General features: G+C 39.6%; 17 protein-coding genes and 1 other annotated feature. Of the genes, 1 reads left to right on the top strand and 16 read right to left on the bottom strand.

The window, feature by feature from the left end:
- Positions 1-88: 88 nt before the first annotated feature.
- The 12 genes from fusA to nusG form a co-directional block, all read right to left on the bottom strand.
- Complete coding sequence (fusA, locus tag ACQKMI_RS18280; protein WP_427491230.1) at positions 89-2,167, bottom strand: elongation factor G; 2,079 nt, start codon at positions 2,165-2,167, stop codon at positions 89-91.
- A 42-nt stretch (positions 2,168-2,209) separates the two neighbouring features.
- Complete coding sequence (rpsG, locus tag ACQKMI_RS18275) at positions 2,210-2,680, bottom strand: 30S ribosomal protein S7 (RefSeq protein WP_079562374.1); 471 nt, start codon at positions 2,678-2,680, stop codon at positions 2,210-2,212.
- A gap of 149 nt (positions 2,681-2,829) precedes the next feature.
- Positions 2,830-3,249, bottom strand: coding sequence for a 30S ribosomal protein S12 (rpsL, locus tag ACQKMI_RS18270; RefSeq protein WP_008181595.1), 420 nt, complete (start codon positions 3,247-3,249; stop codon positions 2,830-2,832).
- A gap of 98 nt (positions 3,250-3,347) precedes the next feature.
- A complete protein-coding gene (locus ACQKMI_RS18265) occupies positions 3,348-3,596 on the bottom strand; it encodes a ribosomal L7Ae/L30e/S12e/Gadd45 family protein (RefSeq protein WP_349660261.1) in 249 nt (82 codons plus the stop codon).
- Between the two features lie 138 nt (positions 3,597-3,734).
- Positions 3,735-7,421 carry a DNA-directed RNA polymerase subunit beta' gene (gene rpoC, locus ACQKMI_RS18260; protein ID WP_427491228.1) on the bottom strand — a complete coding sequence of 1,229 codons (3,687 nt, stop codon included), beginning with the start codon at positions 7,419-7,421 and terminating at the stop codon, positions 3,735-3,737.
- 207 nt (positions 7,422-7,628) lie between these two features.
- A complete protein-coding gene (rpoB, locus tag ACQKMI_RS18255; RefSeq protein ID WP_323648558.1) occupies positions 7,629-11,204 on the bottom strand; it encodes a DNA-directed RNA polymerase subunit beta in 3,576 nt (1,191 codons plus the stop codon).
- A 241-nt stretch (positions 11,205-11,445) separates the two neighbouring features.
- A complete protein-coding gene (locus tag ACQKMI_RS18250) occupies positions 11,446-12,048 on the bottom strand; it encodes a class I SAM-dependent methyltransferase (RefSeq protein ID WP_427491225.1) in 603 nt (200 codons plus the stop codon).
- Positions 12,049-12,125: 77 nt separating this feature from the next.
- Positions 12,126-12,488, bottom strand: coding sequence for a 50S ribosomal protein L7/L12 (gene rplL / locus ACQKMI_RS18245; RefSeq protein WP_079562379.1), 363 nt, complete (start codon positions 12,486-12,488; stop codon positions 12,126-12,128).
- A gap of 72 nt (positions 12,489-12,560) precedes the next feature.
- Positions 12,561-13,061, bottom strand: a complete 501-nt coding sequence (rplJ, locus tag ACQKMI_RS18240) for a 50S ribosomal protein L10 (RefSeq protein ID WP_079562380.1) — start codon at positions 13,059-13,061, stop codon at positions 12,561-12,563.
- 32 nt (positions 13,062-13,093) lie between these two features.
- Positions 13,094-13,240: a sequence feature (ribosomal protein L10 leader region), on the bottom strand.
- 61 nt (positions 13,241-13,301) lie between these two features.
- On the bottom strand, positions 13,302-14,000 hold the full coding sequence (gene rplA, locus ACQKMI_RS18235; protein WP_079562381.1) for a 50S ribosomal protein L1: 699 nt from the start codon (positions 13,998-14,000) through the stop codon (positions 13,302-13,304).
- 119 nt (positions 14,001-14,119) lie between these two features.
- Positions 14,120-14,545: a 50S ribosomal protein L11 gene (rplK, locus tag ACQKMI_RS18230; RefSeq protein WP_004233593.1), complete on the bottom strand. Its 426-nt coding sequence runs from the start codon at positions 14,543-14,545 to the stop codon at positions 14,120-14,122.
- A 227-nt stretch (positions 14,546-14,772) separates the two neighbouring features.
- Complete coding sequence (gene nusG, locus ACQKMI_RS18225; RefSeq protein WP_323648552.1) at positions 14,773-15,306, bottom strand: transcription termination/antitermination protein NusG; 534 nt, start codon at positions 15,304-15,306, stop codon at positions 14,773-14,775.
- Between the two features lie 466 nt (positions 15,307-15,772).
- Between nusG and ACQKMI_RS18220 the strand changes: the two genes are divergently transcribed.
- Positions 15,773-15,925 (top strand): hypothetical protein, encoded by a 153-nt coding sequence (locus tag ACQKMI_RS18220; RefSeq protein WP_427491223.1) that lies wholly within the window; start codon positions 15,773-15,775, stop codon positions 15,923-15,925.
- 187 nt (positions 15,926-16,112) lie between these two features.
- Here the strand turns inward: ACQKMI_RS18220 and secE are convergent, their stop codons facing one another.
- The 4 genes from secE to ACQKMI_RS18200 form a co-directional block, all read right to left on the bottom strand.
- Positions 16,113-16,298: a preprotein translocase subunit SecE gene (gene secE / locus ACQKMI_RS18215; RefSeq protein WP_053596042.1), complete on the bottom strand. Its 186-nt coding sequence runs from the start codon at positions 16,296-16,298 to the stop codon at positions 16,113-16,115.
- A gap of 48 nt (positions 16,299-16,346) precedes the next feature.
- On the bottom strand, positions 16,347-16,493 hold the full coding sequence (gene rpmG / locus ACQKMI_RS18210; RefSeq protein WP_323648551.1) for a 50S ribosomal protein L33: 147 nt from the start codon (positions 16,491-16,493) through the stop codon (positions 16,347-16,349).
- Between the two features lie 76 nt (positions 16,494-16,569).
- On the bottom strand, positions 16,570-17,217 hold the full coding sequence (gene sigH, locus ACQKMI_RS18205) for an RNA polymerase sporulation sigma factor SigH (protein WP_079562384.1): 648 nt from the start codon (positions 17,215-17,217) through the stop codon (positions 16,570-16,572).
- Between the two features lie 67 nt (positions 17,218-17,284).
- Positions 17,285-17,797 (bottom strand): NYN domain-containing protein, encoded by a 513-nt coding sequence (locus ACQKMI_RS18200; protein WP_427415329.1) that lies wholly within the window; start codon positions 17,795-17,797, stop codon positions 17,285-17,287.
- Position 17,798: the final 1 nt, after the last annotated feature.

Raw genomic sequence — 17,798 nt, 5'->3', positions numbered from 1 at the left:
AATGATTGCTGATGGCAAATGGGCCCATTCACCATCCCACAATCATAGCTTACAAATTAGTTATACTTTATGCAAGATGAAAATTCAATTATTCACCTTTATTTTTTTTGATGATGTCAGCAGCAATTGATTTTGGTACTTCTTCATAATGATCGAATGTCATTGAGAATACACCACGACCTTGCGTTGCTGAACGAAGAGTTGTTGCATAACCAAACATTTCCGCTAAAGGAACCATTGCACGAACAACTTGTGAGTTACCGCGAGCTTCCATACCCTCAACGCGTCCGCGACGAGAAGTAATGTTACCCATGATATCACCAAGGTATTCTTCTGGAATTACAACTTCTACTTTCATCATTGGTTCTAAGATAACTGCATCACATTGTTTAGAAGCTTCTTTAAGAGCCATAGATGCAGCAATTTTGAACGCCATCTCATTCGAGTCAACGTCATGGTAAGAACCGAATACTAATTTCGCTTTAATGTCGATTAGTGGGTAACCAGCTACTACACCGCGGTCAAGAGAGTCACGAAGACCAGCTTCAACTGCAGGAATGTATTCACGAGGTACTACACCACCAACGATAGCGTTTTCGAATTCAAAGCCTTTACCTTCTTCATTTGGAGAGAACTCAATCGTTACGTCACCGTATTGTCCACGACCACCAGATTGGCGAGTGAATTTACCTTGAACTTTTGCAGAGCTACGGAATGTTTCACGGTAAGATACCATTGGAGCACCTACGTTAGCTTCTACTTTAAATTCACGGCGCATACGGTCAACTAAGATATCAAGGTGAAGCTCACCCATACCTGAGATGATTGTTTGACCAGTTTCTGTGTCAGTGTGAGCACGGAAAGTTGGATCCTCTTCTTGAAGTTTTTGTAAAGCTTGACCCATTTTATCTTGGTCAGCTTTTGATTTTGGTTCTACAGAAAGAGAAATTACTGGCTCAGGGAATTCCATTGATTCAAGAATAACTAGGTTTTTCTCGTCACATAGAGTATCACCAGTAGTAGTATCTTTAAGACCTACTGCTGCTGCGATGTCCCCAGCAAATACTTTAGAAATCTCTTCACGAGAGTTTGCGTGCATTTGTAGGATACGACCTACACGCTCACGTTTACCTTTAGAAGAGTTTTGTACGTATGAACCTGATTCTAAAGTTCCAGAGTACACACGGAAGAAAGTTAATTTACCTACGAATGGGTCAGTCATAACTTTGAATGCAAGAGCTGAGAATGGCTCTTCATCTGAAGAATGACGTTCTAATTCCTCGTCACCATCAACATCAGTACCTTTGATTGCTGGTACATCTAATGGAGATGGTAAGTAATTGATAACTGCATCTAACATTGGGCGTACGCCTTTGTGTTTGAATGCTGTACCACAGATTACTGGGTAAAATTCTACTGCGATCGTAGCACGACGGATAGCCGCTTTAAGTTCAGCAACAGAAATTTCTTCGCCTTCTAAATATTTTTCCATGATTTCTTCATCAACACTTGCAACAGCATCGATTAATTTTTCACGGTATTCTTCAGCTTGTGCGCGGTGTTCTTCAGGAATTTCGCCTTCAGTCACTGCTGTACCTTTTTCGTCGCCGTAGAAAGTAGCTTTCATTTCAACTAAGTCAATGATTGCTGAGAACTGATCTTCAGCTCCGATAGGTAATTGGATAGGATGAGCGTTTGCTTGTAAACGTTCGTGTAGAGTTCCTACAGAATATAGGAAATCTGCTCCTGTTTTATCCATTTTGTTAATGAACACGATACGTGGAACGCCGTAAGTTGTAGCTTGACGCCATACTGTTTCAGTTTGAGGTTCAACACCAGATTGAGCATCAAGAACTGTTACAGCACCATCAAGTACGCGTAGTGAACGTTCAACTTCTACAGTGAAGTCTACGTGTCCAGGAGTATCGATAATGTTTACACGGTGGCCGTCCCATTGAGCTGTTGTTGCAGCAGAAGTGATTGTGATACCACGTTCTTGCTCTTGCTCCATCCAGTCCATTTGAGAAGCGCCTTCGTGAGTTTCACCAATTTTGTGAATCTTACCTGTGTAATAAAGGATACGCTCAGTAGTTGTTGTTTTACCAGCATCAATGTGAGCCATGATCCCAATATTACGAGTATTCTCTAGAGAGAATTCGCGTTTCATAAGGTATTTCTCCTTCCATATTGGGCTTATGCGATGTTTAGATTACCAACGGTAGTGAGCGAATGCTTTGTTCGCTTCTGCCATTTTGTGCATATCTTCACGCTTTTTAACTGATGCACCAGTGTTGTTAGAAGCATCAAGGATTTCGTTAGCTAAACGCTCTTCCATAGTTTTTTCACCACGAAGACGAGCATAGTTAACTAGGTAACGAAGACCTAAAGTTGTACGACGTTCTGGACGTACTTCTACTGGTACTTGATAGTTAGAACCACCAACACGGCGAGCACGAACTTCAAGAACTGGCATTACATTATTTAGAGCGGCTTCGAATACTTCAATTGGATTTTCACCAGAACGTTCTTTAACGATATCGAACGCACCGTATAAAATCTTTTGAGAAGTACCTCTTTTACCATCAACCATCATTTTATTAATTAAACGAGTTACTAGTTTTGAACTATAAATTGGATCTGGTAACACGTCACGTTTGGAAACAGGACCTTTACGAGGCATGTGTTTTCCTCCTTTCGAATAGTTATCGATTTATTTTATAAGAATTACTTTGTCATAGTTGTTGGGCAAATCTCCAATCTGCTAGCAAGATTAAAAATTTGCGACAACTACTTATAGTTCATTATTAAGCAACGCTTAATAATGTTAAATTATTTTTTTTCTTTAGGGCGTTTTGTTCCGTATTTAGAACGTGATTGTAAACGACCGTTTACACCAGCTGTATCAAGAGCACCACGTACGATATGGTAACGAACACCCGCTAAGTCTTTTACGCGTCCGCCACGGATAAGAACAACACTGTGCTCTTGTAAGTTGTGGCCTTCACCTGGGATATAAGCAGTTACCTCGATTTGGTTAGTTAAACGTACACGAGCGTATTTACGTAACGCTGAGTTTGGTTTACGAGGTGTCATTGTACCTACACGAGTACAAACTCCGCGTTTTTGTGGAGATTTAACGTCAGTTAAAGATTTTTTAAATGAGTTATATCCTTTGTTTAACGCTGGTGATTTTGATTTCGTGCTTTTAGATTGACGAGGCTTACGTACTAATTGGTTAATTGTAGGCATCGATTTTTCCTCCCTTCATTTATTCCTTGTTAATACCACACATCCAGGTGGTTCATTTTTTGGGTAAAAACAAAGTCTTTGTGTTTAATACACAAAAACTACTCTACAGTAATCGCAACTACTGCAGCTCCAACGTGGATTCTACAGGCCTTGCCCAGTTCCTTTTTCGACTCAACAAGAGTAACTGGTATACCGATTTCTCTCGCGAAAGATATGGCCGAATCGGTTACCCAATTGTCTGCATCGAGTGCCACAAAAAGTTCTTTCACTGAACCGGCTCGCATTGCTTTTACTGTTTGCTTTGTACCTATGATTGTTTGACTATCCCTTACTCTATCATAAGACATTTTCATATCCTCCGAAGTACAGACAGTTAACTATCAACCTTCAATATATTATCATTACCAATTTCGACTGTCAACTCATATCTTTAAAAAGTCCGAAGAGATGATAAAAATACATCTCCTCGGCACTTATTTTAATGATTATTCAGCAGAAATTAAATTTTCTGTGTCAAGCTCATCTTTTTCAATACGGATTTGACGGTAACGTTGCATACCAGTACCTGCAGGAACAAGTTTACCGATAATTACGTTTTCCTTCAGACCAAGAAGTTCATCACGTTTACCTTTAATAGCAGCATCCGTTAACACACGAGTTGTTTCTTGGAATGATGCAGCAGATAAGAATGATTCTGTTTCAAGAGACGCTTTTGTAATACCTAGGATAACAGGACGACAAGTTGCAGGGTTTTTGCCATTCATAACAGCATCTACGTTTGCCTCTGAGAATTGGTGAATATCTAGTAATGAACCTGGTAATAATTCTGTATCCCCAGCTTCAATTACACGTACTTTACGAAGCATTTGGCGAACCATTACCTCGATATGTTTGTCACCAATTTCTACCCCTTGCATACGGTATACTTTTTGTACTTCTTTTAACAGGTATACTTGAACTGTTGAAACGTCTTTAACTTTTAACAATTGTTTTGGATCGATAGAACCTTCTGTTAATACTTGACCACGTTCTACAAAGTCGCCTTCTTGTACTTTCAGACGAGCATTGTAAGGTGCTGCGTATTTACGTGTTTCTACTTCACCTTCAATTGTAATCTCTTTTAGACCTTCACGGATTTCAGTGATGTCTGAAACAGTACCTGCGATATCAGAAATAACTGATTGACCTTTAGGATTACGTGCTTCAAAAATCTCTTGGATACGTGGAAGACCTTGTGTAATATCATCCCCGGCAACCCCACCTGTATGGAATGTACGCATTGTTAATTGTGTACCTGGTTCACCGATTGATTGAGCCGCAATAATACCAACTGCTTCTCCAACTTCAACCTCTTCACCTGTTGCTAAGTTCATGCCGTAACATTTTTTACATACGCCATGTTTTGTATTACATGTAAACGCAGAACGGATTGTAACTTCTTCGATACCTAGCTCGATAATGATACGAGCGATATCTTGGTCGATCAAACCGTCTTTTTCTAAAATTACTTCGCCTGTTTCTGGATGGTGGATTGTTTTCTTCGTATGACGACCGATAATACGTTCATCTAACGCTTCAATTAGCTCTGTACCTTCCATTAACGCACCAATTGTTAAACCACGGTCAGTTCCACAGTCATCCTCACGAACGATAACATCTTGTGCTACGTCAACAAGACGACGTGTTAAGTAACCTGAATCGGCAGTTTTTAGGGCTGTATCGGCAAGACCTTTACGAGCACCGTGAGTTGAGATGAAGTACTCTAATACCGTTAAACCTTCACGGAATGAAGATTTAATTGGAAGTTCGATGATACGACCAGCCGGGTTGGCCATCAGACCACGCATACCAGCTAACTGTGTAAAGTTAGATGCGTTACCACGGGCACCTGAGTCAGACATCATAAAGATTGGGTTTGTTTTCTCAAGCGACTTCATCAGCTTTGATTGAATTTCATCTTTCGCAGCACTCCAGCTTGAGATAACACGATCATAACGCTCATCTTCCGTGATGAAACCACGACGGAATTGCGCTTGAACTTTATCTACTTTTTCTTGAGCTATCGCTAAAATTTCGCCTTTGTCTGGTAATACGACGATGTCAGATACACCTACAGTGATACCAGCACGTGTTGAATATTTGAATCCTAGGTTTTTCATGCGGTCAAGCATTTTAGATGTTTCAGTGATGTGGAAACGTTTAAATACTTCAGCAATGATATTACCTAAGAATTTTTTACGGAATGGGTTTACAACTGGTACTGATGCAAAGTGTTTGCGCAGTACAGCTGTACGTTGTGCATCCACTTTACCTTTTTCATCAAGCCCATTATAAGCAGCATCTGCTTCAAGCTCTTTTACCGTTTCTGCATCAATTGTTAAGTTAGCAAAGTATTGGCTTGGTGTTTCTTGCTCTAAGTTGAAATCAGTTGGCTCATTAATGTATGGGAATGATTTAGGCAAGATTTCGTTAAAGATTACTTTACCAACAGTCGTTAATAGGAACATGTTATTTTGTTCCTCAGTAAATGTTGGGTTGTTTAACGAGCTTGCTTTAATCGCAATACGAGTATGCAAATGAACATGACCTGTATCATATGCAATTAATACTTCGTTTGGTCCATAGAAAATTGTTCCTTCGCCGCGAGCTGTTTCACGTTCAAGTGTTAAGTAGTAGTTTCCTAATACCATATCTTGAGATGGTGTTACAACTGGTTTACCGTCTTTCGGGTTCAGGATATTTTGTGCAGCAAGCATTAGAAGACGAGCCTCTGCTTGCGCTTCCGCTGATAATGGTACGTGAACCGCCATTTGGTCACCATCGAAGTCAGCGTTATAAGCTGTACATACTAATGGGTGAAGACGAATAGCACGACCTTCAACTAGTGTTGGTTCAAACGCTTGAATACCAAGACGGTGAAGCGTAGGTGCACGGTTTAGTAATACTGGATGCTCACGAATAACATCTTCTAAAACGTCCCATACATCGTTGTTTAAACGCTCTATTTTACGTTTAGCAGATTTAATATTATGAGCTAGACCACGTTCTACTAACTCTTTCATTACGAAAGGCTTGAATAATTCAATGGCCATTTCTTTTGGTAGACCACATTGGTACATTTTTAAGTTTGGACCTACTACGATAACCGAACGACCAGAGTAGTCAACACGTTTACCAAGTAAGTTTTGACGGAAACGACCTTGTTTACCTTTCAGCATATGTGAAAGTGATTTTAATGGACGGTTACCAGGACCCGTTACAGGACGACCACGACGACCGTTATCAATTAATGCATCAACAGCTTCTTGTAACATACGTTTTTCGTTTTGTACGATGATACTTGGAGCACCAAGGTCTAGTAAACGTTTTAAACGGTTATTACGGTTGATTACACGACGATATAAATCGTTTAAGTCAGACGTTGCGAAACGGCCACCATCTAATTGCACCATCGGACGAAGCTCTGGTGGAATAACCGGTAGTACATCTAAAATCATCCATTCAGGAGAGTTACCTGAGTTACGGAATGATTCAACAACTTCAAGACGTTTAATGGCACGCGTACGTCGTTGACCTTGTGCTGATTTTAACTCTTCTTTTAAAGAATGAGTTTCATCTTCAAGATCAATTTTGCCTAATAATCTTTTAATTGCTTCCGCACCCATAGATGCTTCGAATGTGTTGCCGAACTTTTCGCGATATGCACGGTACTCTTTTTCAGAAAGTAGTTGTTTACTTTCTAAGTTTGTAGCACCTGGCTCGATTACAACGTAAGAAGCAAAGTAAATTACTTCTTCTAGTGCACGTGGGGACATATCTAAAATAAGACCCATACGGCTAGGAATACCTTTGAAGTACCAGATATGAGATACTGGTGCTGCTAATTCGATGTGGCCCATGCGTTCACGACGAACTTTAGCGCGTGTTACTTCAACTCCACAACGATCACAAACTACGCCTTTATAGCGTACACGTTTGTATTTACCACAATGACACTCCCAGTCCTTAGTTGGACCGAAAATACGCTCACAGAATAAACCATCTTTTTCTGGTTTTAAAGTACGATAGTTAATCGTTTCAGGTTTTTTAACTTCACCGTATGACCAAGAACGGATCTTGTCAGGAGAAGCTAAACCAATTTTCATATATTCAAATTCATTAACGTCTATCAAGGAGCCTACCTCCCTCTAGTATAGGTCTTTATAAAGACTCTTTACGCAGCTCGATAATCGTTTGCAAGAATCATTTTTCTTTAGCAAAAGATTAAAAATAGAATGATTTATTGAAAGAAAAAGCCGGACAGGGCGTTAAATCCTGCCCGACTAATTTGAAAAATAACTTTGACCGTGTTCACTAATAATGTGAATTAACGTGTTCCATTATTCAAAAGACTCTACTGGCTCTTCTTCTTTATCTTGCTGTGGTGCAATGTTAAGTGCATCAGCTGGTTGAAGATCTTCTTCTTCGTCTAAGTCGCGAAGCTCTACTTCTTCATCATTGATCGTTAACATTTTCACATCCATACCAAGAGATTGAAGTTCTTTAATCAATACTTTGAATGATTCAGGAACGCCTGGCTCTGGTACACTTTCCCCTTTAACGATTGCTTCGTATGTTTTCACACGACCAACAACGTCATCGGATTTAACTGTTAAGATTTCTTGAAGAGTATAAGCAGCACCGTATGCTTCAAGTGCCCATACCTCCATCTCACCAAAGCGTTGTCCACCGAACTGTGCTTTACCACCAAGTGGCTGTTGAGTAACAAGCGAGTAAGGACCAGTTGAACGTGCGTGAAGTTTATCATCAACCATGTGGGCAAGTTTGATCATGTACATGATCCCTACTGATACACGGTTATCAAATGGTTCACCTGAACGTCCATCATACAGGGTCGTTTTACCATCACGGTTCATGCCTGCTTCTTCCATTGTCTCCCAAACATCTTCTTCGTTGGCACCATCAAATACTGGAGTTGCCATATGAACGCCTAGGGAACGAGAAGCCATACCTAAGTGTAGTTCTAAAACTTGTCCGATGTTCATACGAGAAGGTACACCAAGTGGATTTAACATGATATCAACAGGAGTACCGTCTGGCATGAATGGCATATCCTCTTCCGGTAAGATACGAGAGATAACCCCTTTGTTACCATGACGTCCGGCCATTTTGTCCCCTACGCGAATTTTACGCTTTTGAACAATGTAAGCACGAACTAATTGGTTAACACCTGGTGGTAATTCGTCGCCATCTTCACGGTTAAATACTTTTACGTCAAGAATAATACCGCCAGCACCATGTGGTACGCGTAATGAAGTATCACGAACTTCACGAGCTTTTTCACCGAAGATAGCATGTAATAAGCGTTCTTCAGCTGTTAATTCTGTAACCCCTTTAGGTGTTACTTTACCTACAAGAATGTCACCGTCACGTACTTCCGCACCAATGCGAATGATACCACGTTCATCTAAATTACGAAGTGCATCTTCCCCGACGTTTGGAATATCGCGAGTGATTTCTTCAGGTCCTAATTTTGTATCACGAGACTCTGATTCATATTCTTCAATATGAACAGATGTATAAACATCGTCTTTTACAAGGCGTTCGCTCATGATGACAGCATCCTCATAGTTAAAGCCGTTCCAAGTCATGAACGCAACAAGTACGTTACGACCAAGAGCAAGTTCACCATTTTCCATAGATGGACCGTCTGCTAAAATGTCACGAGGTTTCACACGTTCGCCAACTTTTACAAGTGGACGTTGGTTGTATGAAGTACCTTGGTTAGAACGAATGAATTTTTGTAATTTATATTTTGTTAAATCACCTTTAACCTCTTTACCGTCAACGACTTCAATGCGGCGAACATGGATAGAGCGAGCTTCAACGTGCTCAACAATACCATCATATTTCGCTACTACAGCCGCACCTGAGTCACGCGCATCAACGTGTTCCATACCAGTACCAACAAATGGTGCTTCTGGGTTAAGAAGAGGAACTGCTTGACGTTGCATGTTGGCACCCATAAGTGCACGGTTTGAGTCATCGTTTTCTAAGAACGGGATACATGCAGTCGCAGCTGACACTACTTGTTTAGGAGATACGTCCATATAGTCCATTTGCGATTTATTAAATACTGTATTATCCCCACGGAAACGACCTACTACTTCGTCTTTAGCAAATGTACCATCAGGATTTAATAGTGAGTTCGCTTGTGCTACATAGTAGTTATCTTCTTCATCAGCTGTTAAGTAATCAATTTGATCCGATACTTTACCTGTTTCGTGGTCAATACGACGATAAGGTGTTTCAATGAATCCAAATTTATTTACTTTGGCAAATGAAGATAATGAGTTGATTAAACCAATGTTTGGACCCTCTGGTGTCTCGATCGGACACATACGACCATAGTGAGAATAGTGAACGTCACGTACTTCGAAACCAGCACGCTCACGTGTTAAACCACCAGGTCCTAATGCAGAAAGACGACGTTTATGCGTTAACTCTGCCAATGGGTTTGTTTGGTCCATGAATTGTGATAATTGAGAGCTACCAAAGAACTCTTTAATTGACGCAATTACTGGACGAATATTAATTAATTGTTGCGGTACGATAGCAGCTGTATCGTTAATAGACATACGCTCACGTACTACACGTTCCATACGAGATAAACCGATACGGAATTGGTTTTGTAAAAGTTCACCAACAGAGCGTAGACGACGGTTACCTAAGTGGTCGATATCATCTGTTGCCCCTACTTGATAAAGTAAGTTGAAGAAATAACTTACTGAAGATAATACGTCAGCAGGTGTAATATTCTTCACTTCTTCATCGATGTACGCATTACTAATAATATTGATTTCTTTTTGCGCTTCATCTTTTGGTGCATAAATTTTAATAGACTGGATTGTTACATCGTCCTCAAGCACTCCACCTACTTGTGATAAAGTGCGGTAACCGATTCCTTTTGATGAATCTTCTAGATACGGTAAGATTTTATCTAAAGTACGACGGTCAAGAACTGTACCTTTTTCTACTAAAATTTCGCCTGTTTCTGGGTCTACAAGCGTTTCAGCAATCGTTTGGTTAAATAAACGATTTTTGATATGAAGCTTTTTATTCATTTTGTAGCGACCAACATTCGCTAAATCATAGCGTTTCGCATCAAAGAAACGAGAGTATAATAAACTCTTCGCACTTTCAACTGTTGGTGGCTCACCAGGACGTAAACGTTCATAGATTTCTAAAAGTGCTTTTTCAGTACTTTCAGAGTTATCCTTTTCTAACGTATTACGTAAATATTCGTTGTCGCCGATAATATCGATAATTTCTTGGTCTGAACCGAAGCCTAATGCACGAAGTAACACTGTTACTGGTAGCTTACGAGTACGATCAATACGCACATATACTACATCTTTCGCGTCAGTTTCATATTCCAACCATGCACCACGGTTCGGAATAACTGTTGCTCCGAAACCTTTCTTACCGTTTTTATCAGTTTTATCATGGAAATATACACTCGGTGAACGAACTAATTGTGAAACGATAACACGTTCAGCACCATTGATAATGAACGTACCTGTTTCTGTCATTAATGGGAAGTCACCCATGAAGACATCCTGTTCCTTCACTTCGTCTGTTTCTTTGTTGTAAAGACGTACTTTCACACGTAATGGAGCTGCGTAAGTAACATCTCGCTCTTTACACTCATCGACTTCATACTTAGGATCTCCTAATGAATAATCGATGAATTCTAATGAAAGATTACCTGTAAAGTCCTCGATCGGCGAAATGTCACGGAACATTTCACGTAGACCTTCTTCAAGGAACCACTCGTAAGACGCCGTTTGAATCTCAATCAGATTTGGAAGCTCAAGCACCTCGTTAATACGCGCAAAGCTTCTACGCTGGCGGTGTTGTCCATACTGAACTAGTTGACCTGTCAACTCATTCACCCCTCAATAAAGCGATATTAGGTCTTTGCAAAATCATACAAATAGTGTATGATTTCGAAAGACAAAAAGAAAACGAGTCTTCAAAAAGATCTCATTTTCGGTTAACTAAACTTATCTTGGCAAGTATACCCACATTATAACAATCATATACAAAAGGGCATACGACCTCAAAATAATATTTTTGCATTTTATCATATTATCATAGCCGATTTGTCAAGTCAATAATTTATGCATATTTCATTTATTTTTTTGCACAAACTATCCAGTACCCTTTTTTCTTCTCCACAACATCGACTTCAGAAAACTTTTCTTCTAAATAACTTACCGTTGATGGCGCACCTTGCTTCTTCTGTATTACTACCCACAGCTCGCCAGATGACACTAACTTATCATAAGCTCCATCGTAAAAACGGAAAATTGTTTCCTTTCCTGCGCGAATTGGAGGATTGGTTAAAATAGCTGCGGCTTTTACATCGTTATCAACCATCGATAGTCCGTCACTCACAAATATCCGTACATTTTGAACACCGTTTACTTGCGCATTTTTTTGCGAGAGTGCAACTGCACGTTCATTGATATCCATCATAAGAACGGTACGATCTGGGTTTGCTTTGGCAATCGATAATCCAATCGGTCCATACCCACACCCCACATCAAAAATTGCACCATCAATATCAGGCATTTGAAAAGCATCTATTAAAACACGGGATCCAAAATCTACTTCGCTTTTACTAAATACCCCTGCATCCGTTTCGAAGGAAAACGTATGCCCTAACAATTTGAATGTCCAGTGACGAGGTTTACTCTCAGTTTGAGGCTTACTTGTATAATAGTGATCTGACATTTCCACGCCTCCTCAGAATGAAGAAAAAAAGCTCGCCGCAATGACGAGCTTTCCTTTTGTTTAAAAGTAATACGAGATTACTTAACTTCTACAGATGCGCCAACTTCTTCAAGTTTAGCTTTGATTTGTTCAGCTTCATCTTTAGAAACGCCTTCTTTAAGAGCTTTAGGAGCGTTATCTACTACTTCTTTAGCTTCTTTAAGACCTAAACCAGTGATTTCACGAACCGCTTTGATAACTTTGATTTTTTCGCCACCAGCAGATGCTAGTACTACGTCAAACTCAGTTTTTTCTTCAGCAGCGCCAGCAGCAGCACCACCTACTACTGCTACAGGAGCAGCAGCTGTTACACCGAATTCTTCTTCGATAGCTTTTACTAAATCGTTTAATTCAAGAACTGTCATAGCTTTGATAGCTTCTAAGATTTGCTCTTTATTCATTATAATTTCCTCCTAATTGGATAATGTTTTTTTGTTGCGGGTTAGGCCGCAGAAGTTATAGTGCGTATGAAATTACGCGCCTTGTTCTTCTTTTTGTTCTGCAACAGCTTTTGTTGCAAGTGCGAAGTTGCGCACTGGAGCTTGAAGTACAGATAAAAGCATAGAAAGAAGACCTTCGCGTGATGGAAGTTCTGCAAGTGCTTTAACATCTTCAACAGAAGAGATTGTACCTTCAATAATACCTGCTTTAATTTCTAAAGCTTCATTTTTCTTAGCGAACTCGTTGATGATTTTAGCAGGAGCTACAACATCTTCATTAGAGAACGCAATTGCGTTAGGACCAACTAATACGTCATTGATTCCTTCAAGGCCAACAGCTTCAGTCGCACGACGAGTTAAAGTGTTTTTGTAAACTTTGAACTCAACGCCAGCTTCACGAAGTTGTTTACGAAGCTCAGTCACTTGTGTAACGTTAAGACCACGGTAATCCACAACTACTACAGAAGCAGCGTTTTGGAATTTCTCAGTAATCTCTTGAACTTGTACTTGTTTGTTTTCGATTGCTTTGCTCATGATGACACCTCCTATTAGAATGGGTCATTTATACCGACAAAAGAAAAGCCTCCGGGTCAAATAGACACAGAGGCTGAAAGTCATCATCTTTAAAATAAGAATCCGAATTCCGATGTCCTCGGTAGGATCATTAAGTGACAAGTCACTCCTACTGTCTACGGTACAAATGGATGATTCACAACAGCATCCATCATATCACAGATAGACAGAGCCGTCAACAGATCTATATAAAAAAACTAATTATTTTACTGCTACGCTTGAAGCGTCAACTTTAATAGCTGGGCCCATTGTAGTTGTAACGTTTACTGATTTCATGTAAGTACCTTTAGCAGCAGCAGGTTTTGCTTTTTGTACTACATCAAATACAGTTAAGAAGTTTTCTACTAATTTTTCTGCAGAGAAAGAAACTTTACCGATAGGAGCGTGGATAATACCAGCTTTATCAGCACGGTATTCTACTTTACCAGCTTTAATTTCTTCGATCGCTTTTGTTACATCGAAAGTAACTGTACCAGTTTTAGGGTTTGGCATTAAACCTTTAGGTCCTAATACACGGCCAAGTTTACCAACTTCACCCATCATGTCAGGAGTTGCAACGATTACATCGAAATCGAACCAACCTTGTTGGATTTTTTGGATGTATTCTGCATCGCCTACATAGTCAGCACCAGCTGCTTCAGCTTCTTTAAGTTTTTCACCTTTAGCGAATACTAATACGCGTTGAGTTTTACCAGTACCGTTTGGTAACACTACTGCACCACGGATTTGTTGGTCATTTTTACGAGTATCGATTCCTAAACGGAAAGCAACTTCTACAGTAGCGTCGAAGTTCACTGAGCTAGTTTTTTGAGCAAGTTCGATTGCTTCTTGTGCGCCGTATACTGCGTTACGGTCGATTAATTTTGCTGCATCTTGCAGTTTTTTACCTTTTTTAGCCATTATATAATTCCTCCTTGATTGTGGTTATAGCGGATTTTACCTCCCACGAATAAAGGTTGCGCGTTCACAAAGAAACTCCGCAACCTTCCAAAAAACAAATACATCATCAAGTAATGGGATTAGTCTTCGATAACAATACCCATGCTTCGTGCAGTACCTTCAACCATTAACATTGCAGCTTCAACTGAAGCAGCGTTAAGGTCTGGCATTTTAGTTTCAGCGATTTCGCGAACTTTATCACGCTTAACCGTTGCCACTTTTTTACGGTTTGGTTCACCTGATCCAGATTGGATACCAGCTGCTACTTTAAGTAGTACTGCTGCAGGTGGAGTTTTTGTAATGAAAGTGAATGAACGATCCTCGAATACTGAAATTTCAACTGGAATAATAAGACCAGCTTGATCTGCAGTACGCGCGTTGAATTCTTTACAGAATCCCATGATGTTCACACCCGCTTGACCTAATGCAGGACCAACCGGCGGAGCTGGATTTGCTTTACCAGCAGGGATTTGAAGTTTAACAACTTTAATAACTTTTTTAGCCACGAGACACACCTCCTTAAGTCCGTGATGTGGTAATTGGGTTGCCCCTCCCACTCAATATCTGTCTGTCAGCTAAGTGCCGATAACATTAAAATTATCATTGCAGACGTCAAACCAAAGTATGACAGTCTGACCTTTGAAATGATACCACTTTTATTTTTTTTAAGCAAGTAGTAAATAACAAATTCTGTGACATACTCATCAGACATATGACACTTTAGTTGCCAAAACTACATTTTTTGTATTTGCTCAAAATCAAGTTCCATAATTGTTTCGCGACCAAACATGTCGACAGAAACCTTCACTTTTCCTTTTTCAGTGTCAATTTCTTCAACACGTCCTTGGAAGTGCGCGAAAGGCCCTTCTAATACTTCTACCGCTTCTCCAATAGAAATATCAATCTCGACAACTTTGTCAGTCATGCCCATTTGCTCTAGTAGACGATCCGCTTCTTCAGGTAATAAAGGTGTTGGCTTCGCACCACCACCAGATGAACCGATAAAGCCAGTTACACCTGGCGTATTACGTACAACATACCATGAATCATCTGTCATAATTAGCTCTACTAAAACATAACCAGGGAAAACTTTACGCATCATTGTACGCTTTTTCCCATCCTTCATTTCTGTTTCTTCGTGTTCAGGCACAATAACACGGAAAATCTTATCTTGCATACCCATTGTTTCTACACGTTTCTCTAGGTTTGCTTTTACGCGGTTTTCATACCCTGAATACGTATGAACAACATACCAATTTTTTTCCATAACTAATAGGACTCCTCGTCCGTCCCTCCCTTACTAAATCAATTACGCCTTGGCGTAATTGTGTCTGGATTTTGAATTGTGCTTGCACAATTCGTTCCTTTCAAAATCCGTGACATCTGCCAGCGGCTTTATCTTCATTCAGTCGGTGTTTGGACACCTAACAATAAGGAACTGCATTTGCATTCAACCTACCACTTTTAGAAGCAGGAATCTTCTACTGAATGATGATAAAAGTGAAAATGAATCGGATATGCTAAGTGCATTCTTTACTCTTTTCACAAACTGCTCATTAGAAAAACGCAGCTTTCGCTAATGGCTAACGAAAGCCTGATGATATATACCTAATCTAGCATAGTCATCTATTGCTACCCTCATACTATCCCTAGCAGCATACTTACCATATTGAGAATATTTTACTGCTGATCACTTCTTCAATTTCGCCTTGGCGTAATTGCGTCCGGAGGCTTTGGGCCAACATGATGTTGGTCACTCAGTCGTTGCCACAGGACGTGGCGTTCTTAGACTGAGTTCCTCTATTTCAGTAGGTGTTTGGACACCCACTGAAAGGAACTATAACCGCATTTATCTTACCACCTATCGAGATAGGAGTCTCCTGTAGCTGACGCTTTGCTTTCGCTACAAAAAACATTTGTTGCTGTCGCTTTGCTTTCGCACAGAAAAGATCTGTAGCTGACGCTTCGCTTTCGCTACAAAAAACATTTGCTGAATGAAGATAAAACAAACGAAAAAACCCGTTTATTGTAATGACGGGCTATTTCAGAAATATTAACATGCTATTTACTAAATTATAACTCTAAGTACCAGCGGAATAATGATGAAATACCTAAGTCTACTAACACAAAAAATAAAGCCATAATTACAACAGTTGAAATTACAACGACTGTATATTTCGTCAGTTCTTTACTTTTTGGCCAGCTTGTTTTGCGCATTTCCGACATTACATTGCTGAAAAAGCCTTTAATCTTGCCCATTCTAGCCTAACCTCCGAATCAATCATATCTGTCTATTTACAAATCATTTTATAGCGTTTGTTTATGCACTGTATGTTCATTGCAATGCGAGCAAAATTTCTTTAATTCGAGGCGTACATTTGAATCTTCCTTAGCTGGAAACGTATAATTTCTCGATCCGCATTTTTCGCAATTTAGAACGACTTTTTTTGCCATATAATCACCTTTTCGGCACTTTGTCTTTTCAAGACTAACACCTATATTTGTCAATGTCAATAAAGGCATACAACCGCTAAGACATTTCTTCAAGCACTAAATGTCGCTCTAATTTACGCTTTACTCGTTGTAAAGCATTGTCAATAGACTTCACATGACGATTTAGTTTTGCAGAAATTTCATGATAAGACTGACCATCTAAGTAAAGAGCTAACACTTGTAGTTCTAGTTCACTTAAAATCTCACCCATCTTTTCTTCTAAGTAGCCAAACTCTTCTCTATGAATCATTAACTCTTCCGGATCATCCATAATAGCACCCGTTAATACATCCATTAAAGTACGATCTGACTCTTCATCAAAAATAGGCTTGTCCAAAGAAACATATGAATTTAGTGGAATATGCTTTTGTCTTGTAGCTGTTTTAATAGCCGTAATAATCTGCCTTGTAATACATAGCTCAGCAAAAGCTCGAAAAGAAGCAAGCTTATCTCCCTTAAAATCGCGAATGGCTTTATATAAACCAATCATGCCCTCTTGCACAATGTCTTCCTTATCTGCACCAATTAAAAAATAAGATCTAGCCTTTGCTCTTACTAACAAACGGTATTTCGTAATTAAATAATCCAACGCATCTGTATTACCTTGATGCACCATTTCAATAAGTTCTTCATCATTGAATCGTTCAAAATCTTGTGTCACTTGTACAATACTATTTTTAAACATGGTATCACCTCAGCCACAACAGATAATAGGAACAGTATAACGGAATTGGAAAATATGAGTCAATCAATCATTTCAAACCACGCCGCCACTTTTCAAAGGCTAAAGCAACATCCGGCTTAAGCTCCATGCGAGATGGCGGTTTGCTATCATGTTTTTGTTTCACATCATGAGAAATTTTATGTTGGATAATACCCATATCAATTTCTAGCTCTCTTGCCGACTTTCGCAGAGCACCATTACCAAAAATAACGTTTTGCTCTGCCATATCGGAGGTTGCTACGTGAATCTGTACATTTCTAGCCTTTAGTTCGTGTGTCATTTTTTCAATACGTTCATCTGCTGTTTCGTTTTTCCGTGTATAAATGATTTCGACATCGTTTTCTAAATAAGTTTGCTCCACACCCGATACAAGATGTGCGTCAAAAACTATAATTACGCGCCACCCCATAGCTGCCTTATACTCAGCCATAAGCTCAATCAATCTCTTACGGGCATCTTCAAAATTTGTATCACGTAATGGTCGTAGCTCTTTCCAAGCTCCTATCATATTATAGCCGTCAACAAGCAAAATATTGTTCATT

The organism is Lysinibacillus sp. NPDC097214, from assembly GCF_050277945.1.
Lineage (GTDB): Bacteria > Bacillota > Bacilli > Bacillales_A > Planococcaceae > Lysinibacillus > Lysinibacillus xylanilyticus_B.
This window is presented reverse-complemented; position numbering and strand designations above follow the sequence as displayed.